This is a genomic window from Cohaesibacter marisflavi, assembly GCF_963665895.2.
In the GTDB taxonomy this organism is placed as follows: Bacteria; Pseudomonadota; Alphaproteobacteria; order Rhizobiales; family Cohaesibacteraceae; genus Cohaesibacter; species Cohaesibacter marisflavi.
Genome location: NZ_OY762534.1, coordinates 2096026 through 2121551, shown reverse-complemented (window position 1 = coordinate 2121551; position 25526 = coordinate 2096026). Strand labels below are relative to the sequence as shown.

Genomic DNA, 25526 nt, shown 5'->3' with positions numbered 1-25526 from the left:
TCAAGTGATTAAGTTGCGAGCCAACACCTTGTCCAAATGCGACTGGGATCAGGAGCCGAAGAATGGGAGTGGATGGAACAGCAGCAGGAAATTCTGAAAGGGATAAGACCCTAAACCTCAACAATGCCACTGCCTTCAGTAAACACATGAGGAAGATCGGTTTGCTGAAAGTTTTCACGGGCGCGGCCCAAAGGCTCGAACTCCTTCATTCCGAACAGCTCCTCTAGCAGGTAAGACTTTTGCTGTTTGTGTGAAAAAGTCCAGCGTCAGCGTGCTCTTGATGAGCTGTCATTGCGCGCCTCAACAGTTGACACATGAGCCAGCGGGAGGCGGCTCGTCATTTCGGTATTTCGCGCGACAGTGTTCGCAAGTTGGTTGCATTTTCGATACCCCTAGGATACCGGCGTGAGAAAGAGGTCAGGCGGCCCAAGCTTGATGGCTTTACGGCGATCATCGATGGATGGCTTGAATCAGACAAGGTCGTGCACCGCAAACAGCGTCACACGGCCAAGCGGATATTCGAGCGGCTTCGTGATGAGCGTGGGTTCACCGGAGGCTATACGATCATCAAGGATTATGTCGCGGGTGATCTGATGGATCTTGCAAGGCAGGTTGAAGCCCGAAGCTGATGCCCGCCTTCTCCGCTTCCGCGATGGCCAAGTGATGGCCGAGTGACAATGCTGTAAATTGGCAGAGTTAGTAATCGTGTCAAAAGCTATTTGCCACCTACTGACGATGGGTTTCGATGGCTAGCATCATGCGCTGCAATGAAATTGGAAAGGACCAACTGTGATAGGTAACGACACCAAATGGACCATTCGAGCATTCCGGCAATCTGACACCGAAGAGGTTGCCGACCTTTTTATAAAGGTCAACAGATTGCTGGCCCCACCCGGAATGGAAGCTGCTTTCGAAGCATATATCCAACGATCCCTCGCTGAAGAAATTGAACGCATTGAAGACTATTATTCTGAGCATAAGGGACTATTCCATGTCGCTGAATCAGAAGGCTGCCTGTGCGGAATGTTTGGACTTGAGCAATCTGGCACCGACGCCATGGAGCTTCGCCGCATGTATGTTGCGCCGCAAATGCGAGGTAAGGGGCTTGGTCGCACGCTTTTAGCCAGAGCCGAGGCACTGACTGTTGAGGTTGGCCGAGCACGCCTTGTGCTCAGTACGTCGGCAATCCAAGAGGCTGCGCTGGCTCTGTATCGCTCGTCTGGCTACATTTTATCAGCCGAGAAAACGGCACAAACAGAATCCCTAAAGACGGTAGGAGGCGGACTTCGGCGATTTTATTTCGAGAAGGACCTGACTGTTTCGCCTCAACACCTTCAGAGCAATTCCAAGGCACCATAGAGCGCGCCCTAATGATAGCTCATTTCGATGGGTGGAGTTGTTATGAATCCGGGAGGGAAAATCATCGTCGGAATGCACGCTAGCACCCCTGCCTTGCAAGTTAGACCTCAATCTCTTTAATTTATGAGATTTAATGACGACTAAACCGATGGGGTTTGCTAGAATAGAGCCAGTTGATCAGGGAAGACTGGAACGAAATGATATCGCAGAAAGCACAATATGCCTTCAGGGCGCTGCTCGCGCTGGCGCGGCTGGATGATGATGAAGTCTCCATGATCTCCGATATTGCCTCCTCTCAGAATATCCCGAAAAAGTTTCTCGAGCAGATCCTGCTGGATCTTAAACGGCACGGCATCGTTCAGAGCCGCCGCGGGAAAATGGGGGGCTATCTGCTTCTTAAAGGCGCGAATGAGATCACCTTTGGCGAGGTCCTGCGTATCATAGATGGACCGATCGCACCGCTGCCATGCCTGAGCAAGATGGCCTATCGCAAATGCGATGGCTGCGACGACGAAGAGGCCTGCGAGATCCGTAAAGTTTTTGCCAAAGTGACTGATGCTACGCGCAAAATTCTTGACAATACGACAATCGCAGACGCAATAGCTGACCCTGAAAAGGCTGATATCCCATTGATCGCATAAGGTAAATTCGAGTGATGCATAAATTCCTTGACTAACACTACTAAATCGATAGAGATTAAGGGTATTGGTTGTGTTCAGGGAGGTTGTCATGACTCGATATCGAAGTATCACCGCGGCTGCCGTCATGGCGATAGCCATAGGGTTTGCTGCACCGGTAGCCGCAGCGGATTTCACGCTCCTCAATGTGAGCTATGATCCGACGAGGGAATTGTACAAGGAGTATAATCAGCTGTTCATCGACAGCTGGAATGCAAAAACCGGAGACAAGGTGACCATTCGCATGTCCCATGGAGGCTCCGGAAAGCAGGCTCGCTCCGTTATCGACGGACTAGAAGCTGATGTCGTCACTCTGGCTCTGGAAGCCGACATCAATGCGATTGCCGAGAAGACCGGCAAAATTTCCGCGGCGTGGCGTGAACGGCTTCCCAACAACAGCGCGCCCTACACCTCAACCATCGTCTTTCTCGTGCGCAAGGGTAATCCCAAGGACATTTCCGATTGGGCCGATCTGGTGCGTGATGGGGTTGAGGTGATTACGCCCAATCCGAAAACATCCGGCGGCGCCCGCTGGAACTTCCTCGCCGCATGGGCCTGGGCGCAAAAGGCTTACGGAGGCGATGAGCCCAGCGTGCGGCAGTATGTAAGCGATCTGTTCCGGCATGTGCCGATACTGGATACCGGCGCACGCGGCGCTACGACCACCTTTGTTCGCCGTGCTATTGGCGATGTGCTGCTGGCTTGGGAGAATGAAGCGTTTCTGGCTCTTGATGAGCTAGGCGAGGGGGCGTTTGAAATTGTTGTTCCGTCCGTTTCCATCAAGGCCGAGCCTCCGGTTGCTCTGGTCGATGGCAATGTCGAACACAAGGGCACGACCGAGATCGCCACCGCCTATCTTGAGGGCCTTTACAGCGAGGATGGTCAGCGTCTAGCTGCCCGCCACTATTATCGCCCTTATCAGCCAGAATTGGCTGACCCGCAGGACATGACGCGCTTCCCTGATCTCACCCTGGTCACCGTTGATGATTTCGGTGGCTGGAAGAAAGCGCAGCCGACCTTCTTTGCCGATGGTGGCATTTTCGATCAGATCTACAAGCCGGAGCGCTAACATGACTGCTACTGTGCAAAGCAGTAGATGGCACTTCCGCGAGCCGGGTGTGATCCCGGGCTTCGGGCTGACATTTGGCTTCGCGGTCTGCTATCTCTCACTGGTCATTCTGATCCCGCTGTCGGGACTGGTCTGGCACTCGTCCAACCTTGGTTGGGACGCCTTCTGGGCTTTGGCGAGCGATCCGCGCACGATCGCTGCTCTTAAAATCAGCTTTGGCAGTGCCGTGCTGGCTGCCCTGATCAATACGGTCTTCGGCCTTGTCGTGGCTTGGGTCCTCGTGCGCTACCGCTTTCCGGGTCGACGCATTGTCGATTCTGTGGTTGATCTGCCCTTTGCGCTGCCCACAGCTGTCGCCGGGATTGCCCTTGCAACGCTCTATGCACCCAACGGCATGATTGGCGCATGGCTGGCAGATTTCGGCTTCAAGGTTGCCTTCACCCCCGCAGGGATCGTGGTCGCGCTCGTCTTCATTGGTCTGCCTTTCATCGTCCGCACCGTCCAGCCTGTGCTGGAAGAGGTCGACCGGGAGATAGAAGAAGCGGCTGCGACCTTGGGCGCATCGCGCCTCGATATTGTGAGGCGCGTGCTCCTGCCCGGATTGCTCCCGGCGATCCTGACCGGTTTTGCCATGGCCATGGCACGCGGCATTGGCGAATATGGCTCGGTCATCTTCATTGCAGGCAACATACCCTATGTCTCTGAAATCGCGCCTCTTCTGATCGTCATTCGACTGGAGGAGTTCAACTATGCAGCGGCAACCGCTGTCGGCGTGGTGATGCTATCCATTTCATTCCTCATGCTTTTGATCATCAATTTGATCCAGGCATGGAGCAGGGGGAGGTTCGGCCATGGCTGATCAAACCATTTCCATCCAGTCAGCGACAGCCGAAACGCCATTGGTCAGACTGGTGCTCATGGCCATTGCCTTCCTCTTTCTGGCACTGTTTCTGTTCCTGCCGCTGGTTGTTGTGGTCTCAGAAGCGTTTCGCAATGGCGTAGGGGCTTGGTTTCAGGCCATTCTCGACTCTGATGCATTGGCTGCCATTCGGTTGACGTTGCTGGTCGCTGCGATTTCTGTTCCGCTAAACATGGTGTTTGGTGTCGCAGCTGCATGGGCCATCGCCAAGTTCGAGTTTCGCGGCAAGGCCTTTCTCATCACGCTCATCGACTTGCCCTTCTCCGTTTCTCCGGTCATCTCCGGGCTGGTTTATGTGCTTCTGTTCGGCTCGGGCAGCGTGCTCGGGCCATGGTTGAAGGGCTGGGGGATCGAAATACTCTTTGCGGTGCCGGGCATCACTCTGGCCACGATTTTTGTGACCTTTCCCTTTGTCGCACGAGAGTTGATTCCACTGATGCAGGATCAGGGATCGGCCGACGAGGAAGCCGCGCTCAGTCTTGGAGCAAGTGGTTGGCAGACCTTCCTGCATGTCACTCTGCCCAACATCCGTTGGGGGCTTCTTTATGGCGTGCTGCTCTGTAACGCCCGCGCCATGGGAGAATTCGGAGCAGTTTCCGTCGTATCTGGCCACATTCGAGGTCTCACGGACACCATGCCGCTGCATATCGAGATTCTCTACAACGAATATAATTTTGCCGCCGCCTTTGCCGTTGCCTCGCTGCTGGTGGGGCTGGCTCTTGTCACCCTTGTTCTCAAAACCGCAATCGAGCGTCGCTATGCCGATTGATCACCAAGTGCCTCTAGGCAATTTCAATGGGAGGTCTGTCATGGATCTTGGCATTCAAAATGTAAGTAAGGCGTTTGGCGCCACCGCTGCTCTCAGGGACATTTCCCTTGCAATCCATGCCGGGGAACTGATCGCACTACTCGGTCCTTCAGGATCAGGAAAGACAACGCTCCTGCGCCTGATTGCCGGGCTGGAATCGCCCACCGCCGGTCAGGTTTTCTTCGGTGATGAAGAGGCTTCCGGAAAACCAATCCAGCAGCGGCAGGTCGGCTTTGTCTTCCAGCATTATGCCCTTTTCAGGCATATGACGGTGTTGGAGAATGTGAGCTTCGGACTATCGGTCAGGCCACGCGAAAGCAGACCACCCAAACGGGAGATCGAGATGCGCGCCATGGATCTCATCAATATGGTTCAGCTTACCGGCCTTGAGCGGCGCTATCCTGCCCAGCTTTCCGGCGGGCAACGCCAGCGTGTGGCTTTGGCACGAGCCATGGCGATTGAACCCAAGGTTTTGCTTCTGGATGAGCCATTTGGTGCGCTCGATGCCCAGGTGCGCAAGGATCTGCGCCACTGGCTGCGCGAAATCCATGATCGCACAGGGCACACCACCGTGTTCGTCACCCACGATCAGGAAGAGGCTCTGGAATTGGCCGATAGGGTCGTCGTCATGAATGAGGGGCAGATCGAGCAGGTCGGCTCCCCTGACGAGGTATATGATCATCCCGCTGCACCATTTGTGCATCGCTTTATCGGGGAGGCATCCGAACTGCCCGTGCATCTGGGGCAGGGCCAGATCTGGCTCGGAGGGCAGCCCACAGGTCTTGCCAGTGATCAGATCGGGCTTGCGCTTCTCTTTTTCCGTCCGCATCAGATTGAACTCGTCGATGATGGGAGCCCATGCCTTGTTGGCAAAATCATTGCGAGCCGCCGCATGGCAGGTACACGCAGGCTGGATCTGCTCGTCGGATCAGGTGGCCATCATGTGGAGGTGGATGTCCCAATAGACCATCCCGCCGGACAACAGGACATGCTTACATTCCGTCCCAAAGTCTGGACGCTCTTCCCCGAGAATGAAGGTGAGGCCGAGGCGAGGAGAAAGGAGGCTCGCGAGGCTCGTGTAGTCTATCCACGCAACCGGTCCGCAGGACCACTGCGACAGTATGAACCATCCTGTTCCTAGTGCTCGCAAGATCGTGTCTGATCCACTATGCTTGATGGGCATTGCCCATCGGGCAAATCACTTGTGAAAGTAGCAAGCTGGTGACGATAGATCAGATCCTTATCCTTGGGCTCCTTGTCTCGATGCTCGTGGTTTTCGCGCGTGACTGGTTCAGGGTTGAAATTGTCGCTTTGGTCGGTTTGGCGATTGGAATAGTGCTGCATCTGGTGCCCTTTGATCGGGCTTTTTCCGGTCTGGCCAATCCTGCCGTTATAACGGTGCTGGAAATCCTGCTCATCGTGGAAGTGCTAAAGACCAGCCACTTGCTGGACGGTGTGGCGGCATTCCTGAGCGAGAGGTTGAAGCGACCGCATACCATCATGCTGGTGCTGTGCGGGGTGGGCGCCCTGCTTTCAACGGTCATGAACAATATTGGCGCTTTTTCGCTGATGTTGCCCATGGTCTTTGTGCTGAGCCAACGCCATCATATTCCCCAACGGCTCCTGATGATGCCCTTGTCTTTTGCCACCCTGATGGGGGGCATGTGCTCGGTTGTCGGCACGCCGCCCAATCTGGTTGTCAGCGAGGCTCTGTTAAATAGCCAGACCGATCAGACCGGGACATTTCGCTTTCTTGACTTTCTGCCAACTGGGGTGGCTATCACCATAGTGGGGCTGGGTCTGCTTGTCTGGTGGGCCCCGCGCATTCTTAAAAGCGATAGGCAAGAAGACGAGGGCGAGGAGCCAATTGGACACCGCATGGTAACGGAAGTCTTTTGCCCTATCGCCGGTAAAGAGAGCTGGACGGTAGAAACCGTCGACGCCATGATCGGGGGGCAGATAGACAGCGTCTTGCGACAAGAGCGCAGGCTCTTTCCCCTTCGGGCCGAAACGGGGCTCAAACCAGATGACCGTCTGTTCGTTGAAGCGGACGAGGGTTTGCTGAAAGAGGCCTTTGCTACAGGAAGCTTGACACCAGCGCGTTCATCGTTGTCTCGCTCCACAACAGGAGGGGCCGATCAGGTGCAAGCGCAGGCGGCAATCATGCCTTTCAGCATTCTGCAAGGGTCGGCTATTGCCAATATTGGTGAATTTTCGGAGCAGGCGATCCGCGTCATCGGGGTTGCGACCCAGTCTCCACGGGTCGAGGGCTCGTTAGATGAATTCAGACTGTCGGTGGGTGATATTCTGCATCTTGAAGGGCAGGCAGAGGCTGTGCAAGACGCGATCACCAATACTGGTCTCGTCTCGGTTGTCTCCAGCGGGGGGCTCTTTTCCGCAAGAAAACACACCCTTTGGACATCGGTCATCTTCCTTTGTGGGCTGTTGGCTGCCGCCTTCGCCGATGTGCCGCCTGAAATCGCATATGGTATGGTGCTGGTCTGCTATCTGATCGGCGGTATGCTCGATATGCGGGAAGCGCTCAAGCGGTTGAATTGGCCTATCATTTTGCTTCTGATGGCCATGCTGCCCTTGGGCGAGGCCGTCGCGACGACTGGCGCGGCAGAAACCATTGCCAAGACCATTATCGCGTGTCTGCCGGTGGCCAATGCTGCGCTGATCACAGTCATCATGCTGGCGCTGGCGGTCTGTATCACGCCCTTTGTCAACAATGCGACCACGGCGGTGGTGCTTGTGCCCATAGCCATTGAGCTTGCCCATTCAGCAGACCTGCCGCCGGCGCTTTTGCTGATGGCGGTCGCAATTGGGGCCTCTTGTGATTTCTTGACGCCCTTCGGACATCACAACAATCTGCTGGCCTATGCGCTTGGCCCTTATCGTTTCAGGGAATTTTTTCTCGTCGGATGGCCTGTAACGCTGACAACGATTGGCGTTGGCTCTGCTGTCTGTCTCGCCGTCTGGAGTTGATGCAATAGGCGAGCCCAGTCGCTAAAATGGCCTGTCCTTGAGCAAATAGAAAAGACCGGCAAAGCATTTTCTAATACATGCCTTGCCGGTCTCAACTTTGTGGAGCCAACCCGCCTACAAGGGGGCTAACTCATGCCTTACAGGGCGCCCTCAACCGCCTTGACGACGGCATCGGCTGTAAAGCCGAAATGAGCGATGACGTCATCGGCTGGGCCGGAGGCGCCGAAGCTGGTCATGCCCATGATGATGCCATTGCGCCCAACGAAGCGTTCCCAGCCGATGGTTGAGGCCGCTTCGATAGCCAATTGCACGCTCTCTTCAGAACCAAGGACAGATTGCTTATAGGCCTGATCCTGCTTTTCAAACTGCGCCCAGTTGGGCAGGGAAACCACAGCTGTAGGGATGCCTTTTGCTTCGAGCTGCTTTTGGGCTTCGACTGCCATGTGGAGTTCTGAGCCTGTGGCATATAGGGTTGCCTTGCGCTCTGCCGAAGCCTCCTTGAGCACATAGCCGCCGCGAGCGGAAAGATTTTCGTCGGCACTGGTGCGAACGATAGGCAGCGGGTTGCGCGACAGGCACATAACCGAAGGGGTGTGTTGTGCCTTAAGAGCCAGTTCCCAGCATTCCATGGCCTCGACCATGTCACCGGGGCGGAACACATTAAGATTGGGCATCGCGCGCAATCCGGGCAGATGTTCTACTGGCTGATGGGTCGGGCCATCTTCACCAACCGTGATGCAATCATGGGTCATGACATAGATGACCCGCTGTTCCATCATGGCAGAAAGGCGCACGGCGGGACGGGCATAATCGATGAAGCAAAGGAAGGTGCCGCCAAAGGGAATGAGGCCGCCATGCACCGCCATACCATTCATCATCGCCGCCATGGCGTGTTCGCGGATGCCAAAGGGAACATACCGACCGCCCCAGTCGCCAGCAGCGATCGGGCGGGCCTTCTCAGCCCAGGTAAGAGTGGACCCTGCCAGATCGGCCGAACCGCCAACCAGTTCAGGCATCATGTCGAACAGGGCGTTGAGCACTTTGCCAGAAGCCATACGGGTTGCAATGGGCTTTTCTTCAAGAGCATTCTTGCGCAGGTCTGCCAGTTTGGCGAGGGCCTCCGCAGGCAGGTCTCCGGACATGCGCCGCTTGAATTCGGAGCGAGCGCTCTTTGGTGCAGCATCAAGGCGACCCTGCCAAGACTGATGATCTTGCTTGCCACGCGCGCCAGCAGTCCGCCAGTCATCAAGCACGGTCTGCGGGATTTCGAATGCGGCATAGGGCCATGTCAGCAGTTTTTGCATGGCCTTGCGGTCTTCTGCTCCGATGGCACCGAAGTGGGCGGCAGGTTTACCCTGTTTGGCAATAGAGCCGCGACCGATGACCGTGCGACAGGCGATCATGGATGGGCGCGGGTCTGACTTGGCGTCCAGAATGGCCTGCTCGATGGCGTCCGTGTCATGGCCATCGATTGACTGCACATGCCAGCCAGCTGCCGTGAAGCGGGCGATCTGGTCTTCCGATGTTGCGTGCGTGGTCTGGCCATCGATGGTCACCTTGTTGTCGTCAAACAGCATGACCAGCTTGCCTAGACCCATATGGGCGGCAAAGGTGATAGCCTCCTGTGCGATACCCTCCATCAGGCAGCCATCGCCAGCCATGACGTAGGTATAGTGATCAACGATCGTATCGCCATAGTCGGCGTTAAGCGTGCGTTCGGCAAGAGCCATGCCAACCGCGTTGGCTACGCCTTGTCCAAGTGGACCTGTGGTGACCTCGATGCCGCGCAGCTGCTCATATTCGGGATGCCCTGCGGTTTTGGCGCCGAGTTTGCGGAAATCCTTGATGTCATCAAGGGTAATGTCTGGCGAACCGGTGAGCCACAAAAGGGCATACATGAGCATGGACCCATGCCCAGCTGAAAGTACAAAGCGGTCACGATCGGGCCATTCCGGGTCGGCTGCATCATATTTCAGGATGCGGTCGAACAGAACGGCGGCTACATCTGCCATTCCCATTGGCATGCCGGGGTGGCCTGACTGGGCAACTTCCACGGCGTCGACGGTCAGAAAGCGCAGGGCGCTGGCCATGTCATGCAGACGCTTGTCGGTCGGCTCAATGGGGGTGATGAGGGTAGTCATGTCTTACTCCATGATAAAGAAGGCCGAGTTGGAGCCTGTCTGCACTTGAGGGAGTTGCAGACATGCTGGAGAAACTCAGGTTGGGGCCGCCTCTGGACTGCGAGGATCAGAGACGGCGTGCTTGGGGAATTGACCTACATAAGGCCAGCGAGACGCGGCAGATACAGCACCAGATCAGGGAAGAGACTGATCAGGGCCAGAACGCCGATGGAGATGAACAGGAAGGGCAGGATCTCGCGGGATATTGCCCCTATTCGGGTCTCGTTGGATGTAATGGCCGCGCCTGCGAACAGACATAAGCCATAGGGGGGGGTCATCAGACCGATCATCAGATTGAAGACCATGATGACACCGAAGTGGATCGGATTGATGCCGACTGCGGTTGCTATGGGCGTCAGGATCGGGCCGAGAATGAGAATGGCTGGAGCGGCGTCCATGAACATGCCCCACATGAGCAGGAAGACGTTGATGACCAGCAGAACCATCAGCGGGTCAACTGCATTCATGCGAATCCAGTCGGCGGCGATCTGCGGCAGATGGGCAACGGCCAGAATCCAGCCGAAAATGCCCGCAGTGCCGATGAGGAAGAAGATCGCCGCTGAATCCCGGGCCACCTTGGCGCCAATGACCAGCAGTTCTTTCGGGCCGACATTGCGGTAAAGGAAGAAACCAAGAAGCAACGCATAGCCCACAGCAACAGAGGCTGCTTCTGTAGGCGTAAAGATGCCGGACAGAATGCCCCCCATCAGAATGACAGGCATCAGGAGGGCCGGGATCGAGGATTTGCAGATCTTGATGACTTCCTCGAGCATATACTTGCCATGCGAAGAGCGATAGCCCCGGCGGCTGGCGATGAGCCAGACAACCAGCATCTGTGCCAGACCCAGCAAGACGCCGGGTAGGGCCCCACCAACCAGTAAAGCCCCGGTGGAAACCTGTGCCACTGAGGCAAAAATCACCATGGGGATGGAAGGAGGAATGATGGGGCCCTGTACGGAGGAGGCCACGGTAACCGCAGCAGAGAAGCCCTCTGAGTAGCCATTTTTCTTCATGGCGGGAATGAGCACCGAGCCCAGACCGGCCACGTCTGCCAAAGCCGAGCCCGAGCAGCCGCCAAACAGCATGGAGGCGACCACATTCACCTGCGCCAGCCCACCGCGCATGCGCCCGACAAGCAGGTTCGCCAAAGACACGATGTTATCGGTGATGCGGCAGGCCGACATGACATGCCCTGCCATGACAAACAGCGGCACTGCCAGCAGTACGAAACTGTCAATCGAGGTGAAAAACTGATGAATGACCGTCCGCATGGACTGCTCGGAAACCATGAAATAGACCAGCGAGGCGATTCCGGTTGTAAAACTCAGAGGCACGCCCAGAATGGCGAGCAGGCCAAAAACCACCAACATGAGGGAAAAGGCGAAGGTCATTTTTGTGTCTCCGAAATGGGATCATCATCACTGACGAGAAACTCCGGTTCGAGAATCCAGCTCCTGTGAAAGAAGAGGATATTGATCGAATCCAGGATCAGGTAGAGAAGAACGAAGCAGGCACCGAAGGGAATGGCCAGAAACGGCCAGAAGAAGGATATCTGAAGACCCGGGGTCATCATCCATTCATTGGCAAGGGCGTAGCCCCAGCCGATATAGATCAGATAGACAAAGAAGATCGCCACGGGCAGGCGCAGAAAAAAATCGTACCATATGGCCGTTTTGCGCGGGATCATGGCGATGACAATCATCAGACGAGGGTGGGCATAGTGCCTGTAGGCCGTCGCCGCTCCGACGCTGGTCACATAAATCATCAGATATTTGGCAGCTTCTTCGGCCCAATAGAGTGGCATGGCGAGAAAATAGCGCATGCACACCTGCAGCAGCAGTACGAAGAAAATACCAAAAACCAATAGGGCGAGAAAAGCATTCAGAACCATATTGACGGCATCTAACGTCTTCTCGATCTTGTTTGTGGGCGTTGTGGGGTTTTGCATTTCCAGTCCTCGGACCATAGGAAAAAGCAGGCGGGAAGCGCCTTGTTGCTCCCCGCCACGGGTTAGCGGATCAGTAAACCAGATCCTGATAGCTATCCTGAATGCGTGTGATTTCGTCCTGAACCATCTTCAGAACTTCTGCGCCGCCATCGACATTCTTTTCAAACCAGGCAAAAGCCGCTGGCTGGAATGCTTTTTTGAATTCTTCGATTTCGGCAGCTGTCGGCTGGTAGATTTCAACGCCATGATCCTGAAGCCATTTGCCATCGATGATGTCCTTGAGCGGAGCAAGGGCTTCGGCGCCCGCCTGAGCTTCATTGCCAGCTTTCATGATGGCAACCTGAATATCCTTGGGCAGGCTGTTAAACCATTCGACATTGAAGGTAACGGCGCCAACCAGATGAACATGCTTGTCCAGAGTGATATATTTCTGCACTTCGTGGAAGTTCATGGCACGGATGGTTGCCAGCGGGTTTTCCTGCCCATCAACAACACCGGTCTGCAGGGACGTGTAGACTTCAAGCCAAGGCACGGGTGTTGCCTGTGCGCCAGCTGCGTTGAACATTTCGATGTGAGGGCGAACCTGCATGGTGCGCAGTTTGACGCCCTTGAGATCTGCTACAGTGTGAATTGGCTTGTTAGCCGTCGAAATCTGGCGATAGGCCTGCGGGCTGAAGAACAAGATGCCAACACCGGTTTTCTCTTCCAGCTCTTTCAGTATCTTTTTCATTACAGGGTTATCGCGGGTATAGAGCTTTTGCGCGACGGCCATGTCAGGCATGACATAGGGCAGGTCGGTAAAGGTGATCTTCGGGAACAGGTTGGACATCACGCCCATAGCCAACTCGCTGCCCTGCAATTCACCGGATTTCACCTGCTGCAGGCCGGAGAGCTGATCGCCCAGCTGCCCGTCGGGGAAGACCTGAACATCCACTTTTCCGTCTGTATAGAGTTCGACCTTCTGTTCGAAAATCGCCAGCGATGCAGATGCCGGCAGAGCCATAGGATCGGCCGGTGTGCCGCTGGCAATCTTCATGACATAGTCAGCTGCGAAAGCAGCATTGGCACTCATGGCGAGTGCCATGGCAGTGCATGTAACAAGAGCCTTGAATTTCATGTAAACCTCCCTGTGCCCAACCCTCCCGTCGGGCACGATTGCATCAAGGGGATGCATTCCAATACGATAGAAAATGGAACATATATTCTATCAGGGGGCAATATGAAATCTTTGATCTTAAACTAAAGTCATATGTTCTCTTTCACAACGGATGCCGGATTCAGCCGTGTTCCCACGGAGACCGAAAGCGCCGCAGCCAGACAGAATGTTGCCGAATATGTGCGGAAACCACCGACATCTTCTTCAACCACTTCAAGGCTGACATCGGCAAGCCCGGACAAGGGACTGAGCGGCGTGTCCGTGATTGCGACAATCTTTGCTCCATCGCCTTTGGCCTTTTCAGCCACTTGCACGACTTCAGGCGTGTAAGGCTCGAATGAGATAAGCAGCAGGACTTCGTTAGGGCGAAACCGACCTGGGATCTTTATGCCGCCAACATCACTGTGAAGAATGACACGGTGGTCAAACTGCCCTAGAACATAAGCCAAATAACTGGCCACGGGGAATGCTCGCTTTTGCCCGATGACATGCATTTCTGGCATTGAACAAATTATTTCTGTAGCTATTTCAATGGATTGTGGGTCCATTTTGCTCATGAGACGCTCAATGGATGCGATGGATGAATCGCAGAAATCGACAAAGAGAAGGTCTGTTTCCGTCTCCCCGCGCTGGCGTAAAGTGTTGATCCTGTAGCGATAGGGCGGGCGCTGCTGGGTTGCCTGACGCCGGAACAATTGCTGCAAATCAGAATATCCCTGCATGCCCAGAGCCTGAGCAAAGCGAATGAAGGCCGAAGGAGCGATGCCGGATTCCTGAGAGGCTTGGGCTACGGTCAGAAAAGCCATGGCATCGCCTTTGCGCAAGACAAAGCTCGCACAATCCTGCAAGCGTTTGGGCAAACCACCCTTGATTGCCGCGATCTTTTTCTCAAACTCTGCGACGGAAGTTGGGCTGGAGGAGTCGGTCATCGCATCTTGCTTTCATCTTGAGTGAATAGACTTGCTTTCTTGGAATCGTTCGACACTATAGAAGATGTTTCATTTTTGGAATAGAAATTTCATTCTATTTGACACACCTTGTTCAAAGTTTGATACATTCTGTTTATAGAACAAAAATTTCTAAAAATTCTCTTTTAGAATTTATATTTCATTGCTAGGCTCAGGTCAACTCGTCCACAACGGGAGGACACAATAGGTGAGCGATGCAAAAGACACTTGATCTAATAACAATTGGACGCAGCTCGGTGGATCTGTACGGAAGTCAGGTCGGCGGCAGACTGGAAGACATGCGGTCCTTCGAGAAATATATCGGGGGGAGCCCTACCAATATGGCTGCAGGTACGGCCAAGCTAGGCGTTCGGTCTGCGGTCATTACTCGGGTGGGTGACGAGCATATGGGGCGCTTCATTCGGGAGGAGTTGCAGTCTCTGGGCGTCGATACGCGCGGCGTGAAAACCGATCCGGAGCGTTTGACGGCGCTGGCTATTCTCGGCATCAGGGATAAGGAGCAGTTTCCCCTTATCTTTTATCGCGAGAATTGTGCCGACATGGCTTTGTGTGAAGAAGATATCGACCCGGATTTCATCGCCGAGGCGCGCTGTGTCACAGTGACCGGCACCCATTTGAGCCATCCGCGCACCAAGGCGGCAGTGCTCAAGGCGCTGAGACTGGCAAGAGACAGTGGTGCCAAAACAGCGCTTGATATCGACTATCGCCCTAATCTGTGGGGGCTTTCAGGCCATGGCGACGGAGAAAACCGCTTCATTGCTTCAGAAGCTGTTACGCAGCAATTGCAAGAAACCCTGTCTCTGTTCGACCTGATTGTTGGCACCGAAGAGGAATTCCATATTGCGGGCGGAACGACAGTCACGCTCGATGCCCTCAAGGCAGTGCGCAAAGTAAGCGGCGCCACTCTCGTGTGCAAACGCGGTCCGATGGGCGCAACGGCCTTCACCGGAGCCATACCCAAATCGCTCGATGATGGCGAGTCCGGCCCGGGCTTCCCGATCGAGGTGTTTAATGTGCTCGGCGCGGGAGATGGCTTCATGTCCGGCCTGTTGAAGGGCTGGCTTGAGGACAAGGATTGGGTTACGGCCCTGACCTATGCCAATGCTTGTGGCGCTTTTGCTGTCAGCCGCCATGGCTGCACGCCAGCGTATCCCAGCTGGGAAGAGCTGCAATTCTTCTTGCAGCGTGGCGTCAAGACTCCCGCCTTGCGCAAGGATACTGAGCTGGAGCAGGTTCACTGGTCAACCAATCGCCACAAGGCATGGCCGGATGTGCGTATCTTTGCCTTTGATCATCGTATCCAGCTTGAGCGCATGTGCGATGAGCTTGATGTGCCACGGGAGCGTATAGGCGCTTTCAAAAAGCTTTGCCTTGAGGCGACCATGCAGGTTTCCCAAGGGCGAGATGGCTATGGCATCCTGTGTGACAACCGGGTCGGGCAGGATGCGCTACATGCCGCAGCTGACAAGGGCCTTTGGATCGGACGTCCGGTCGAGTTTCCGGCATCCTGTCCCCTTGCCTTTGAAGAGGAGCTCGGGCCTGATTGTGGAGGTCTCAAGGAATGGCCCCAGAACCATGTCGTCAAGGTGCTCTGCTACTGTCACCCAGATGATGAGGTCGCCTTGCGCGATCAGCAGGAAGCCACATTGCTGAAACTGGCCGCCGCTGCGCGCAACAACCGTCTGGATCTGCTGGTCGAGCTGATTACCTCACCGGTCGGGCCTGTCGACGATCAGTCTGCAGCCAAGCTGATCAATCGTCTTTATGAAATCGGTATCTATCCGGATTGGTGGAAGCTTGAACCCATGAAGACTGACGCTGTCTGGCGCAATGCCTGTCGGGCGGTCGAGGACCATGATCCCCATTGCCGCGGTATCGTTGTCTTGGGATTGGCCGCCGATATGGAAGCGTTGGGGCCTGCACTCAGAATTGCCGCAGCCCATCCGCTGGTCAAGGGATTTGCCGTCGGGCGCACCATCATGAACGCAACGGCGCTTCAATGGTTTGGCGGTGAAGTGGATGACGCAACGGCGGTAAGCCAATTGACGAACAATTATCAATGCCTATGCACCCTTTGGGATGAGGCTCGCTCTTCTGCCCTCGGGGGCAAGGAAATAGCTAGTTAGGAGGAATGGAATGTCTTACAATTTGCACCGCAAGCCGCAGGGAGAGAGCGGCAAGGTTCATGATATTACACCTGAAAAAGCAGGTTGGACCTATGTTGGCTTTGGTCTCTATGACTTGAAGCCGGGAGAAACTGCGGCCGAAGCAACGGGAGATCGCGAAGTGATCCTTGTCATGCTGGAAGGTTATGCCGAAATTTCGGGAGCCGGGCAAGACTTTGGTAAAGTCGGCAGTCGGGATAGTGTTTTTGACCCGATCTCACCGCAATCCGTCTATATCCCGAATGACAGCGACTGGTCTCTGGTTGCCGTGACCGATTGCAAGATCGCCGTTTGTTCGGCTCCGGGTATGGGCGGTCACAAGGCACAGCTTCTCAAAGCTCCCGAGCGTGTAACAAAAGGCAAGGGTGCGAACACCCGTCATATCTTCCCGATTGCCATGGAAGACTATGATGTTGCCGACAGTCTGCTCGTGACCGAATGCGTTACGCCTTCTGGCCACTGGTCTTCCTATCCGCCGCACCGCCATGATAGCGACAATTTCCCAACCATCACGCATCTGGAAGAAAGCTATTATCATCGCCTGAACCCGGCCAAAGGCTATGCGCATCAGCGCGTTTACAATGATAGTGGATCCATTGATGAGACCTTCACTGTGCATGATGGCGAAGTGGTGCTGGTGCCGGAAGGCTACCATCCCTGCGGTGCTCCCTATGGGTATGACCTTTATTATCTCAATGTAATGGCTGGGCCTCTGCGCAAATGGCGTTTCCAGAATCATCCCGATCATGACTGGATCGCACAACGCGACGCTTGAGCGGTCATGCATACAAGTCAAGAGGCGCGACAGCTTGCACGTCGCGCCTTGTTTATGTGTGGGGGGAACGTATGGGCAGAGACGAATTCTGAAAGCGGAAGCATTGCCCCCTCTACAGGCTCCTCACCCCGACCTCAGGCATCAGAGCTGTCTTTGGTTCTGCGAGCGCCAAACGAAAGGCCTGCAGATTTGCTCTTATAGAAGGCCAACCAGCCAACGTCTGACGATTGCTTCTTCTTCATTAGAAACGCCTGAAAGCAGATCCTTCTCGAGCGCATATATGCGATCCTTTGCAGCACGAAGCACTTCATGACCAAGCGCAGTGAGCTCAATATGCTGCTTTCTGCCATGAACCGCATGGGGGCTGCGCGTGATCAACCCCGATTTCGATAGATTGCTTACAATCACGCTCATGGTTTGCGGCGTGAGGAAGGCCAGACGCGCCAGATCTGCGCTGGAATGCTCCGGATAGGCTTCTAGCATCACCAGTGCAGAGAATTGCGGTTGGGTTAGCGGCAGATCAGCAAGGACGCTTTCCACGCGATATCGATAAGCGTTTGCTGCCTGCCTGAGCAGATAGCCCAGATATCCATTATCGCCACGCTTGCCTTCTCCTGCCTCGGGCAGGGGAGATTGATTTGGACTCTTGATCATTATAAGAACTCTGATATTAATGTTAGAGTTCTGACATTAATACCCAACCACATCAAAGGTGACAAGATGAATGCACTTTCTGCCCCAACAGATTTCGCCTTTTCCTATGCCGATTTTCAAAAACAGGCGCCTGCGGCTCACGATGCCCTGATTGCCATGAGCAAGTCAGTGGATGCATCAGGGCTGGAAAAATCCCTCACGGAGCTTGTCAAGATCCGCATTTCGCAGATGAATGGGTGTGGCTTCTGCACAGAGCTTCACTTGAGAGCGGCTCGGCAGATAGGGGTAAGCGAGGACAAGCTTGATCTTCTCGCGGTCTGGCGTGATTCTACTGTGTATGATGAGCGCGAACGCGCAGGTCTATTCTGGGCCGAGCATGTCACACAGTCTCCAGTTGCCCCGGTGCCAGAGGCCGAGATGACGGCAATCAGGGCGGTCTTTCGCGACGATGAACTTGTTCAGCTCACGGTTGCCATTGCAAATATCAATGCCTGGAACCGGATTGCTGGTGCCTTGCATTTTTCAGCTGCTAAACTATCCCGCGTATAGGTCATGGGAGGGACCGGCAATGCCGCAAATGGAGAAAATCGGATTTATCGGGCTCGGAACCATGGGGACGCCAATGGCGCTCAAGCTGCTTGAAGCCGGAACGCCCCTCATGGTTTGGAATCGGACGTTAGCGCGCAGCCGTCCATTAAGCGATGCCGGTGCCAGCGTTGCCCATGACGTTCAAGAGATGTTTGCCCAATGTCAGACTGTGCTGTTGATGCTCGCCGATGAAGCTGCAATCGATGCTGTTTTGTCGCGAAACACAGCCCATTTCGCCTCTTTGGTTGCTGGCAAGACCGTTGTTTCCTTGGGAACAGTGCCCGCCGATTATTCTGCATTGCTATCCAGAGACGTCTGCGATGCGGGCGGGCGCTATGTCGAGGCTCCTGTGTCCGGTTCCAGAAAACCGGCCGAGCAGGGACAACTTGTCGGCCTTCTGGCCGGTATGAGCCAAGACCTGAAAACAGCTCGCGCGCTCCTGACCCCATGTTGCAAAGATATTTTTGAATGTGGCGAGGTGCCACGGGCTCTCAACATGAAGATCGCAGTGAACAGCTATTTGATAACGCTGGTCACCGGTCTGGTCGAGGCTTGGAATCTGGCAGAACAGAACAAGCTTGATATGGCGCTATTCACCGACATTCTGAATGCGGGGCCCATGGCAAGCGAGGTTTCCAAGGTGAAGCTTGCCAAGCTGCTGACCGGAGATTTCTCCCGCCAGGCAGGCATCGCCGATGTCTTTAAGAACTGCCGCCTCGTCGTTGAAAATGCCAAGGAATTCGAGGCCCCATCACCCCTCATGGATATCTGTTTGAAGCTATATCAAGAAACGAACCACATGGAACTGGAAGAAGATGATATGATCGCTGTATTAGGAGCGATAAAGAGACAGACGCAATCATAAGGGTCAAAAAGGGGCTTTGGCATTGGCCAAAACCCCCGTATTTTTCTTAATGGCGGGTGCTGAATGGTTCTGTTTTCAGCCAGTCGAACATCTGGGCGATGGTGGTCGGTATATCGCGCATTGTCACACCCAGACTATCCCTTCGCGTAAAGTCAAAGCGGGTCGGCTCTTCGGGCTCCCCCTCCAAAGGCTGCGGCATGGCCGATGCTGGTGCATGTTTGGCAAATTCGGCATAGAGATCTCGCCATGGCCAACTGTCATAAACCGCGAAATAGCGCCCAGAAGCATCCGGCTTCTCATAGGCGGCCAAAAACAGCGCCGCAACATCCTCGATATGGCTAAGGGACATGGAGCCCGCCGGGGTTTCCTTGTGCAAGACTTGCTCGCCTTTGTTAAGGCCGACAATGAGGTGGTGACTATCCCCCTCCAGATGTTGAGGCAGGATGACGGGGCCAAGCATCATGGTTGGAATGATGATGCTGAGTCGCATCCCGTGGGCATCGCAAAAGTCCTTCGCGGCGGTTTCCATGACGATTTTCTCGGCCGCCGTAAATTTGCCCGCGTTCATCTGGACCTCCGCGTCGGAAACGGCATTCTCCTCTGTTTTGACAGCAACCGGCTCTGGCGGATTGGTGCTCGACGTGGAAGAGCAGAGAATGACCGTCTTCACATTTTTTCTCGCTGCTGCCTCAAGCACATTCATGCAGCCTTCCTTGACGGGTTTTACGATCTCATCATAGCCTCTTTGCCTGTCCAGATCTTTGGCTGGCGTGCCGTCTTTACCCTTGTAGATTGGCGGGAAGCAGGCAATGAAAACAGCATCCGCGCCTTCAAGGGCGGCGTCAAAGCTGTCGCTTTGCGCCGTATCGGCAGAAAAAAGGGTCAATCTCTCCGCGGCTCCCGGCAGCGCCATGAGATAAGGGCGTTTGCTCTCGTCTTCAGCGTCGCGCATGGTGCCATTGACGCGATAGCCCTTGGCCAGAGCTGCCTTGACGATGTTTGAGCCGACAAGGCCGCTCGCTCCTGCCACGCAAAGCGTTTTGGGATTGTTCATGGTCTTCTCCTTCCCTTGATCTTGTGTCTGTACGTTTGCAATGACTAAAGCCTCAAATGACTGTTTGTGCATAGCCTATAGTAAGGGTGGCAACCGTCAACCGGCATGATGTTGCCATGCGCGAGACGGTTGCTTGCCTCCTATGGATGAGCGCGTTCGGAATGTTCGGGCCTGTTCAGGCGCTTCTCGGTGGCTCGCTGAGGCGATCAGCCAGCATTCCCTGATAGCGCGTTAGTTCATCCGGCCCGGCTCCTGCCGCACCAAGAAAGGCGAGTGGCTCGGAGAAGGTCATGCCGGTATAGCGGGCGCTGGCCTGAAGAGGCGTGAGCACTTGCTCTATCGTAAAGCCAAGGCGACCATCCGGCTGATAGGCATCCGGTCCACCTGCCGTTGTGGTCACCACCAGCAGTTCCACGCCGCGAAGCTCGGAAGGAGCCCCAATCCACCAGATTTCATTCATATAGGCCTTGAGCATTGGGGTGAGATTGAACCAGTGAATGGGAAACATCATTACGATCCGGTCAACCTGCTGATACAGCTTGCGTTCAGCGGCCCGGTCGAAGCCCCACATGTCATCGCCATGGATGCTTTCGAGATTCTTGAAGATGGAGCCCTCTGCCTGTTCAGCAACTTCCCAAAGGGCCTTATTGACCACAGACCGTTCAGGATAGGGGTGTGAGGCCAAAATTAATGTATGTTCATCGCCACGGATCACGGGCCCTTTGGCCTGCGTTTGCGCCTGAGCTTTCTCGCTGGTCGCCATGGAGGTGAAGGCAGAGCCAAGCGCAAGACCGGCTCCGGCTTTCACCAAAGAGCGGCGATCAAGGCTGTTGGGGCTTGCTTGGTCGGAAGGGGTCGTCGGCGTATCACTTTTACGTGGCATGGGCGCTCCTTTCTCAGGGCTGGCTAGCAAAGTGTCACATGGGAACCAGCCGGTAGATAGACCAACGAGGCCACAATCTCTGGCTTCAATTCCTCTTATATAGAGATATTCTCTGCGCCAGCCGTAACTAGATCAGCGAAGCCGCTGACAGTCATGAGCCAGGATCATAAAAGCAGGAGGAGGCGATGGCCAATTAGCGCATTGGTTGCACGAAACCTGGCCAGCCGGTTCGGTTCTATTTGGCCAAGAAACCCTTGGCTATCAACTGTTGCTCAATTAGAGCGCTAATACGAGTGGCCATATAGCGAGAAGGGTGATTGGCATCCATATAGAAAACGCCATTTTCATCCTGAGTGGCGCAGCGATCAGTTTGCGTCGAACAAAGCAACTGATCTGGATGAATACGAATAAGATTGGGGGCATCACCTAGGCTGTCTAGCACTTGGTTGGTTAGCGCAGTACGCTCTTTGTAGCGTGTGTAGCTGGTGGTTATTGGGTTCACTGTAAGCGCCTCTTTGCGTGCTGCCGTATCAGGTATGCTTTCCAGTTTACGACGCAGGACGTCTGGTACGTTCCATCCGACAGCAGGGATAGGATAGATCAGCACCACAATATTGCCACTATCAATCAGGTGCTGGAAGGTGGCTCGAATTTTGTCCGCAAGTGCACCTTGTTCGTTGCTTCCACTGGATGTGAAGAGCACGTTGAACAGCTTTTGACGGTTTTCGATTTCTTCCCCACCTTCTCCATTATTATAGAAGTGCCCTTTGTCGAGATACACTGGTAAACGTGCCTTGTAGATTATGATGGCAGGAGACAGGCGATCAATGCTCTGATGAGCCTCCTTCACGTGGGCCTGCGTACAATCAATGGGTTTGCCGCCGCGCACCACATAGGTATCTAAAATGTAAGGACAAGATCCCCGCGTAATGGCGACGTAGGAGCGTTCGTAACGTTCTGCCATATCCCTCAGGGGATAGTCGAAATTCCATGAGTGGCTGTCACCTAGACTAATAATATGCTGATGCGTTTGCGCTTTTTTGTTGCAGGGGTGATCGATAGTGCAATCGAGTCGTTGCCATGACAGCTCCTCAAACACAGCTTCGAGCGGGCCGAGTGACTTTGGAAAACCCTTAAATCGAAGAATGCTAATATAGGCTGCTATGAGGACCAGAAGCATGGCGAAAATCGCAACTATGAGCTTTGTAAAGCCGATGCGCTGCCGATTTCTCAAAGGTTGCTCTATAAATCGATAGGCTAGGTAGGCCAACAGGCTGGCAACAAGAATATAAAGTCCTTTGAGCAAAGGAAGATCAAAAATGTCCAGATTGCGTGCAAAGGCGAAAAGCGGGAAATGCCAGAGATAAAGTGAATAGGAGATCAGACCAATGAATACCAATGGCTGCAACGCAAGAAATCGATAGCAGGGCCGATCATCTTTACCAAACGTGAGGATGGCCATGGTCCCGGCCACGGGCAGTAGTGTTAGTAGGGACGGATGAGGCATGTGATCATCCATCAAGATTATGCAAAGGATGAGCACCACGAAGCCGACTTCTGCAAGAGCGGGATAGTGCTGTCGCAACCTTGTCAGTTTTCCTTGAAAGCTGGCCAGAGCAACAATAGAGCCGCCCATAAGCTCCCAGGCGCGCGTCGGTAAATGGTAAAAATTGAACTTGGCAAAATGAACAGTACCGACCTGGGCGAGCAAAAGTGATGCGACAAACACAGCTATCAACCACTGCCACATTCGGTTTGAAGCATGGCGAATGAGAAGGTAGGCGAACAGAGGAAAGACAATGTAGAATTGCTCTTCCACCGCCAAGCTCCAAGTATGGAGTAAGGGTTTGAGCTTGCTAGCTTCAGCGATATAGCTGTCTTCCAGCCAGAACCAGATGTTGGAGGAAAAACCAAGAGCGGCTAACCCGGACCGTGCATATTCCATCATCCCCTTTGGCAACAGGAAGAAATAGGCAACCGGCAAAGTGGCCAGCATCATGAAATAGAGCGCTGGCAAAATGCGGCGTGCCCTACGTTCGTAAAATGAAATGATGCTGAAGCTGCCTTCCGAGACTTCGCGAAAAAGAATGGAAGAAATCAAATAGCCGGAGAGGACGAAGAATATGTCGACGCCGAGAAATCCTCCCGGCAGAAAAGCGCGGCCAAAGAGCATGAAGTCCGCGTGATAGAAAATGACAGAAAGAACAGCGATGGCTCGCAGACCATCGACTTCGGCCCTATACGCAATGGATGACATAATAGAAAAGGCTCTAACAAAAAAACACAGACTCAATTTGAAATCATTTAGCAATATTTGGTGCACTAGGGAAATAAAATTGCCACATTTCCGCCGCCTCTTTCTCAGAAAATGTCAGTGTTTTGTCACGCTATGCTACCAAAGAGTTGATATCGGCGAGGCTACATTGAATGGGAAACGTAGTTCGGCGTGTGGAGTTCAGGAAAGTGCGATGTCTCAACGACAACGCGCAGAGCCATTCCGACTTGCAAACATGGTGGTGGCGGCTCTTTCGCAGGATGTAGCTTGCGCGCTTTCTCGGGCCTGAAGACTATTCTGGTCCGATTCCACTCATTGAAGGAGTTGATCACATTTGGGAGCGGTGTTTTGCTTTACCTCTCTTCTCGCTTGAGAAGCGGCTAGCTGCTCGACAGGGTTTTCAAAAGGCTGATGCGCTGCATGCGGCCTCGCCTGACATGACGGCGGGCAGCCTCTTCAGCCGCCGTCGTATTGCCATCCTCGATAGCTTGATAGATTTCTTCATGGTCTTGTAGTGACCATGTATTGTAATCATAGCGCCCTTGTGTCGTGCCTCGGATCATGCCTGCCGAAACCAGAAGAATTTCTGCGCTGCGCAGCAAATAGCGGTTGCTGGCAATTTTGTATACACAACGGTGAAAGCGGTCGTTGATATCCAGAAAGTCTGTTTCATCGGTGGCTCCCCGGCGCTGTTCATCCAGAATGCTGCGCAATTCGATGAGATCCTTGGTGTTGGCCTTTTTCGCCGCCAGCTTGGCCGCAAGGCATTCCACGGCCTCGCGCATGTCATAGATTTCCTCTGCGCGCTCGATATCAATCTCAGCCACAACGATTCGGCCACTTTCGACCGTGGTCAGAAACCCCTCATTCAGCAGGCGACGAATGGCCTCCCGGGCGGGGGTTCTGCTGACCTGAAACCGATCGCAGATATCAGCCTCACTGACGCGTTGGCCTGAAGTGAAAGCGCCATCCCGCAGCAATTCTCGCATTTTTGCATACACTTGATCGCTTAATGGAAGGTCCGCAATGTCCTGCTGAATTGGCATGACGAGAAAACTCCTACAATTTCAGTCGGATATTAGATATAGCCTGACGCTCTGTGATTGTAAATGTATTTTGCATTTGACTTTATCATCATATTTGTATACGAAAAAAGCAATTAGGTTGTTAAATGGATACAGTAGCAATGAGCTCTGAAATGCAAAAAATATTGGTCACGCGCAGCCGCATTGACAGCTCTGCTGTGGACCTGCTCAAGGAAAACGGCTTTGAATGCGTGTTTTCTCCTCCCTATGCCAAGCCAGAAGAAGTGGTTGAAACGGCGAAAAACAACAATGTATGCGCGATTATGGTGTCTCAGGGCAAGATTACGGATGCCGTGATCAAGGCCTCTGGTTCCGTCCAGGTCATCGCCAAACATGGCAGTGGCGTGAACAATATCAATCTGGCTGCCGCTGAAAAAATCGGCATCCCTGTATACAGAGCTGCCGGAGCCAACGCGCGAGCAGTGGCCGAGCATGCCATTGCGCTCATTATCGCGCTGCGCAAGTCATTGCCTTATCTCGATGAAGCAACCAAGGGCGGCAATTGGCTCAAGGGCTCTTTTATCGGCAAGGACTTTGCCGATACCAAACTCGGCCTCATCGGTTTTGGTGCTATTGGTCGCGAAGTGGCTGGTATGGCCATGGCGCTAGGTATGAAAGTCTCCGCGTTTGATCCGGCTTTGCTGGCCAATGGCGGTGCGGCATGCCCTGAAGGTGTGGAAGCGGTTGCCGATATGGATGCCATTGCAACCAAATGCGACGTCATCTCTCTGCATTGTCCACTGGTTCCTGCCACCAAACATCTGGTCAATCGCGCGTTTCTGGAAAAGATGCCATCCCATGGTGCCATCGTGAACACCGCTCGTGGCGGTATGATCGACGAAGATGCTCTGGCCGAAGCGCTGGAGAAAGGCGTCATTGCAGGCGCTGGCGTGGACAGCTTCGAGCAGGAGCCTCCTGCCGCTGACTCCAAGCTTTTCAAGGCCCCCAATCTCATCGTCACCCCCCATGCTGCCGGTCTCACCCCTGGAGCCGAACGCAACATGGCAACGATGGCTGCCCGTTTCATCATTGACCATTTTGAAGGTCGGGAAATAAATCCCGCCTTTCTGGCAACTTCCGCCGCGCTTGGCGGTCTGCAAGAATAGGAGA

The 25526-nt window shown here is 54.2% G+C and carries 22 protein-coding genes and 1 pseudogene; 13 read left to right on the top strand and 10 right to left on the bottom strand.

The genetic code is table 11. The features are described 5' to 3' along the window. Window positions 1–314: 314 nt before the first annotated feature. The 8 genes and pseudogenes from ACKPCT_RS10705 to ACKPCT_RS10670 form a co-directional block, all read left to right on the top strand. A pseudogene (locus tag ACKPCT_RS10705) lies at window positions 315–581 on the top strand (IS21 family transposase); the annotation flags it as partial. 208 nt (window positions 582–789) lie between these two features. Beyond that, window positions 790–1359 (top strand): GNAT family N-acetyltransferase, encoded by a 570-nt coding sequence (locus tag ACKPCT_RS10700; RefSeq protein WP_319569185.1) that lies wholly within the window; start codon window positions 790–792, stop codon window positions 1357–1359. A 197-nt stretch (window positions 1360–1556) separates the two neighbouring features. Then, window positions 1557–2000, top strand: coding sequence for an RrF2 family transcriptional regulator (locus tag ACKPCT_RS10695; RefSeq protein WP_090067611.1), 444 nt, complete (start codon window positions 1557–1559; stop codon window positions 1998–2000). Window positions 2001–2088: 88 nt separating this feature from the next. Beyond that, complete coding sequence (locus ACKPCT_RS10690) at window positions 2089–3105, top strand: sulfate ABC transporter substrate-binding protein (protein ID WP_407652466.1); 1017 nt, start codon at window positions 2089–2091, stop codon at window positions 3103–3105. Window position 3106: 1 nt separating this feature from the next. Then, entirely contained in the window at window positions 3107–3964 is an 858-nt protein-coding gene (cysT, locus tag ACKPCT_RS10685) for a sulfate ABC transporter permease subunit CysT (RefSeq protein WP_319569184.1), read from the top strand. After that, window positions 3957–4793, top strand: a complete 837-nt coding sequence (gene cysW, locus ACKPCT_RS10680; RefSeq protein ID WP_319569183.1) for a sulfate ABC transporter permease subunit CysW — start codon at window positions 3957–3959, stop codon at window positions 4791–4793. Before cysT ends, cysW begins: the two co-directional genes overlap by 8 nt. A 40-nt stretch (window positions 4794–4833) precedes the next feature. Beyond that, window positions 4834–5973: a sulfate/molybdate ABC transporter ATP-binding protein gene (locus ACKPCT_RS10675; RefSeq protein ID WP_319569182.1), complete on the top strand. Its 1140-nt coding sequence runs from the start codon at window positions 4834–4836 to the stop codon at window positions 5971–5973. Between the two features lie 80 nt (window positions 5974–6053). Continuing rightward, window positions 6054–7820: an SLC13 family permease gene (locus ACKPCT_RS10670; protein ID WP_319569181.1), complete on the top strand. Its 1767-nt coding sequence runs from the start codon at window positions 6054–6056 to the stop codon at window positions 7818–7820. A gap of 137 nt (window positions 7821–7957) precedes the next feature. Here the strand turns inward: ACKPCT_RS10670 and tkt are convergent, their stop codons facing one another. The 5 genes from tkt to ACKPCT_RS10645 form a co-directional block, all read right to left on the bottom strand. Further along, entirely contained in the window at window positions 7958–9961 is a 2004-nt protein-coding gene (gene tkt, locus ACKPCT_RS10665) for a transketolase (protein WP_319569180.1), read from the bottom strand. 134 nt (window positions 9962–10095) lie between these two features. Beyond that, entirely contained in the window at window positions 10096–11391 is a 1296-nt protein-coding gene (locus ACKPCT_RS10660) for a TRAP transporter large permease (protein WP_090067623.1), read from the bottom strand. Then, a complete protein-coding gene (locus tag ACKPCT_RS10655) occupies window positions 11388–11948 on the bottom strand; it encodes a TRAP transporter small permease (RefSeq protein ID WP_319569179.1) in 561 nt (186 codons plus the stop codon). The genes ACKPCT_RS10660 and ACKPCT_RS10655 overlap by 4 nt, the downstream gene beginning before the upstream one ends. 70 nt (window positions 11949–12018) lie before the next feature. Continuing rightward, window positions 12019–13065: a TRAP transporter substrate-binding protein gene (locus tag ACKPCT_RS10650; RefSeq protein WP_175527842.1), complete on the bottom strand. Its 1047-nt coding sequence runs from the start codon at window positions 13063–13065 to the stop codon at window positions 12019–12021. A gap of 128 nt (window positions 13066–13193) precedes the next feature. Beyond that, window positions 13194–14033, bottom strand: coding sequence for a MurR/RpiR family transcriptional regulator (locus ACKPCT_RS10645; RefSeq protein WP_319569178.1), 840 nt, complete (start codon window positions 14031–14033; stop codon window positions 13194–13196). A gap of 233 nt (window positions 14034–14266) precedes the next feature. Here ACKPCT_RS10645 and ACKPCT_RS10640 point away from each other — a divergent pair, with 233 nt between their 5' ends. After that, entirely contained in the window at window positions 14267–16198 is a 1932-nt protein-coding gene (locus ACKPCT_RS10640; protein ID WP_319569177.1) for a bifunctional 5-dehydro-2-deoxygluconokinase/5-dehydro-2-deoxyphosphogluconate aldolase, read from the top strand. A gap of 10 nt (window positions 16199–16208) precedes the next feature. Beyond that, on the top strand, window positions 16209–17012 hold the full coding sequence (iolB, locus tag ACKPCT_RS10635) for a 5-deoxy-glucuronate isomerase (RefSeq protein WP_090067634.1): 804 nt from the start codon (window positions 16209–16211) through the stop codon (window positions 17010–17012). 195 nt (window positions 17013–17207) lie between these two features. On the opposite strand, the gene ACKPCT_RS10630 is transcribed toward iolB, so the two are convergent. Further along, on the bottom strand, window positions 17208–17666 hold the full coding sequence (locus ACKPCT_RS10630) for a MarR family winged helix-turn-helix transcriptional regulator (RefSeq protein ID WP_090067637.1): 459 nt from the start codon (window positions 17664–17666) through the stop codon (window positions 17208–17210). A gap of 66 nt (window positions 17667–17732) precedes the next feature. On the opposite strand from ACKPCT_RS10630, the gene ACKPCT_RS10625 reads away from it, so the two are divergent. Together ACKPCT_RS10625 and ACKPCT_RS10620 are read left to right on the top strand one after the other, a co-directional pair. Then, the gene (locus tag ACKPCT_RS10625; protein WP_319569176.1) at window positions 17733–18215 is read left to right on the top strand and encodes a carboxymuconolactone decarboxylase family protein; all 483 of its coding nucleotides are present in this window, start codon (window positions 17733–17735) and stop codon (window positions 18213–18215) included. 19 nt (window positions 18216–18234) lie between these two features. After that, on the top strand, window positions 18235–19119 hold the full coding sequence (locus tag ACKPCT_RS10620; protein WP_090067641.1) for an NAD(P)-dependent oxidoreductase: 885 nt from the start codon (window positions 18235–18237) through the stop codon (window positions 19117–19119). 46 nt (window positions 19120–19165) lie between these two features. Here ACKPCT_RS10620 and ACKPCT_RS10615 read toward each other — a convergent pair whose 3' ends face one another. The 4 genes from ACKPCT_RS10615 to ACKPCT_RS10600 form a co-directional block, all read right to left on the bottom strand. Next, window positions 19166–20173, bottom strand: coding sequence for an NAD-dependent epimerase/dehydratase family protein (locus ACKPCT_RS10615; protein WP_319569175.1), 1008 nt, complete (start codon window positions 20171–20173; stop codon window positions 19166–19168). 175 nt (window positions 20174–20348) lie between these two features. Further along, window positions 20349–21056 (bottom strand): NAD(P)H-dependent oxidoreductase, encoded by a 708-nt coding sequence (locus tag ACKPCT_RS10610; protein ID WP_090067643.1) that lies wholly within the window; start codon window positions 21054–21056, stop codon window positions 20349–20351. Window positions 21057–21291: 235 nt separating this feature from the next. Further along, window positions 21292–23313 carry an acyltransferase family protein gene (locus ACKPCT_RS10605; RefSeq protein WP_319569174.1) on the bottom strand — a complete coding sequence of 674 codons (2022 nt, stop codon included), beginning with the start codon at window positions 23311–23313 and terminating at the stop codon, window positions 21292–21294. A gap of 398 nt (window positions 23314–23711) precedes the next feature. Then, window positions 23712–24377 carry a GntR family transcriptional regulator gene (locus ACKPCT_RS10600; RefSeq protein WP_090067647.1) on the bottom strand — a complete coding sequence of 222 codons (666 nt, stop codon included), beginning with the start codon at window positions 24375–24377 and terminating at the stop codon, window positions 23712–23714. A 152-nt stretch (window positions 24378–24529) separates the two neighbouring features. On the opposite strand from ACKPCT_RS10600, the gene ACKPCT_RS10595 reads away from it, so the two are divergent. Continuing rightward, window positions 24530–25522: an NAD(P)-dependent oxidoreductase gene (locus tag ACKPCT_RS10595; protein WP_175527843.1), complete on the top strand. Its 993-nt coding sequence runs from the start codon at window positions 24530–24532 to the stop codon at window positions 25520–25522. Window positions 25523–25526 lie beyond the last annotated feature (4 nt).

Coding starts and splice junctions, on each gene's coding strand:
- ACKPCT_RS10695 (WP_090067611.1), top strand. CDS start 1,557: ATGATATCGCAGAAAGCACAATATGCCTTCAGGGCGCTGCTCGCGCTG.
- ACKPCT_RS10690 (WP_407652466.1), top strand. CDS start 2,089: ATGACTCGATATCGAAGTATCACCGCGGCTGCCGTCATGGCGATAGCC.
- cysT (WP_319569184.1), top strand. CDS start 3,107: ATGACTGCTACTGTGCAAAGCAGTAGATGGCACTTCCGCGAGCCGGGT.
- cysW (WP_319569183.1), top strand. CDS start 3,957: ATGGCTGATCAAACCATTTCCATCCAGTCAGCGACAGCCGAAACGCCA.
- ACKPCT_RS10675 (WP_319569182.1), top strand. CDS start 4,834: ATGGATCTTGGCATTCAAAATGTAAGTAAGGCGTTTGGCGCCACCGCT.
- tkt (WP_319569180.1), bottom strand. CDS start 9,961: ATGACTACCCTCATCACCCCCATTGAGCCGACCGACAAGCGTCTGCAT.
- ACKPCT_RS10660 (WP_090067623.1), bottom strand. CDS start 11,391: ATGACCTTCGCCTTTTCCCTCATGTTGGTGGTTTTTGGCCTGCTCGCC.
- ACKPCT_RS10655 (WP_319569179.1), bottom strand. CDS start 11,948: ATGCAAAACCCCACAACGCCCACAAACAAGATCGAGAAGACGTTAGAT.
- ACKPCT_RS10650 (WP_175527842.1), bottom strand. CDS start 13,065: ATGAAATTCAAGGCTCTTGTTACATGCACTGCCATGGCACTCGCCATG.
- ACKPCT_RS10645 (WP_319569178.1), bottom strand. CDS start 14,033: ATGACCGACTCCTCCAGCCCAACTTCCGTCGCAGAGTTTGAGAAAAAG.
- ACKPCT_RS10640 (WP_319569177.1), top strand. CDS start 14,267: ATGCAAAAGACACTTGATCTAATAACAATTGGACGCAGCTCGGTGGAT.
- iolB (WP_090067634.1), top strand. CDS start 16,209: ATGTCTTACAATTTGCACCGCAAGCCGCAGGGAGAGAGCGGCAAGGTT.
- ACKPCT_RS10630 (WP_090067637.1), bottom strand. CDS start 17,666: ATGATCAAGAGTCCAAATCAATCTCCCCTGCCCGAGGCAGGAGAAGGC.
- ACKPCT_RS10625 (WP_319569176.1), top strand. CDS start 17,733: ATGAATGCACTTTCTGCCCCAACAGATTTCGCCTTTTCCTATGCCGAT.
- ACKPCT_RS10620 (WP_090067641.1), top strand. CDS start 18,235: ATGCCGCAAATGGAGAAAATCGGATTTATCGGGCTCGGAACCATGGGG.
- ACKPCT_RS10615 (WP_319569175.1), bottom strand. CDS start 20,173: ATGAACAATCCCAAAACGCTTTGCGTGGCAGGAGCGAGCGGCCTTGTC.
- ACKPCT_RS10610 (WP_090067643.1), bottom strand. CDS start 21,056: ATGCCACGTAAAAGTGATACGCCGACGACCCCTTCCGACCAAGCAAGC.
- ACKPCT_RS10605 (WP_319569174.1), bottom strand. CDS start 23,313: ATGTCATCCATTGCGTATAGGGCCGAAGTCGATGGTCTGCGAGCCATC.
- ACKPCT_RS10600 (WP_090067647.1), bottom strand. CDS start 24,377: ATGCCAATTCAGCAGGACATTGCGGACCTTCCATTAAGCGATCAAGTG.
- ACKPCT_RS10595 (WP_175527843.1), top strand. CDS start 24,530: ATGCAAAAAATATTGGTCACGCGCAGCCGCATTGACAGCTCTGCTGTG.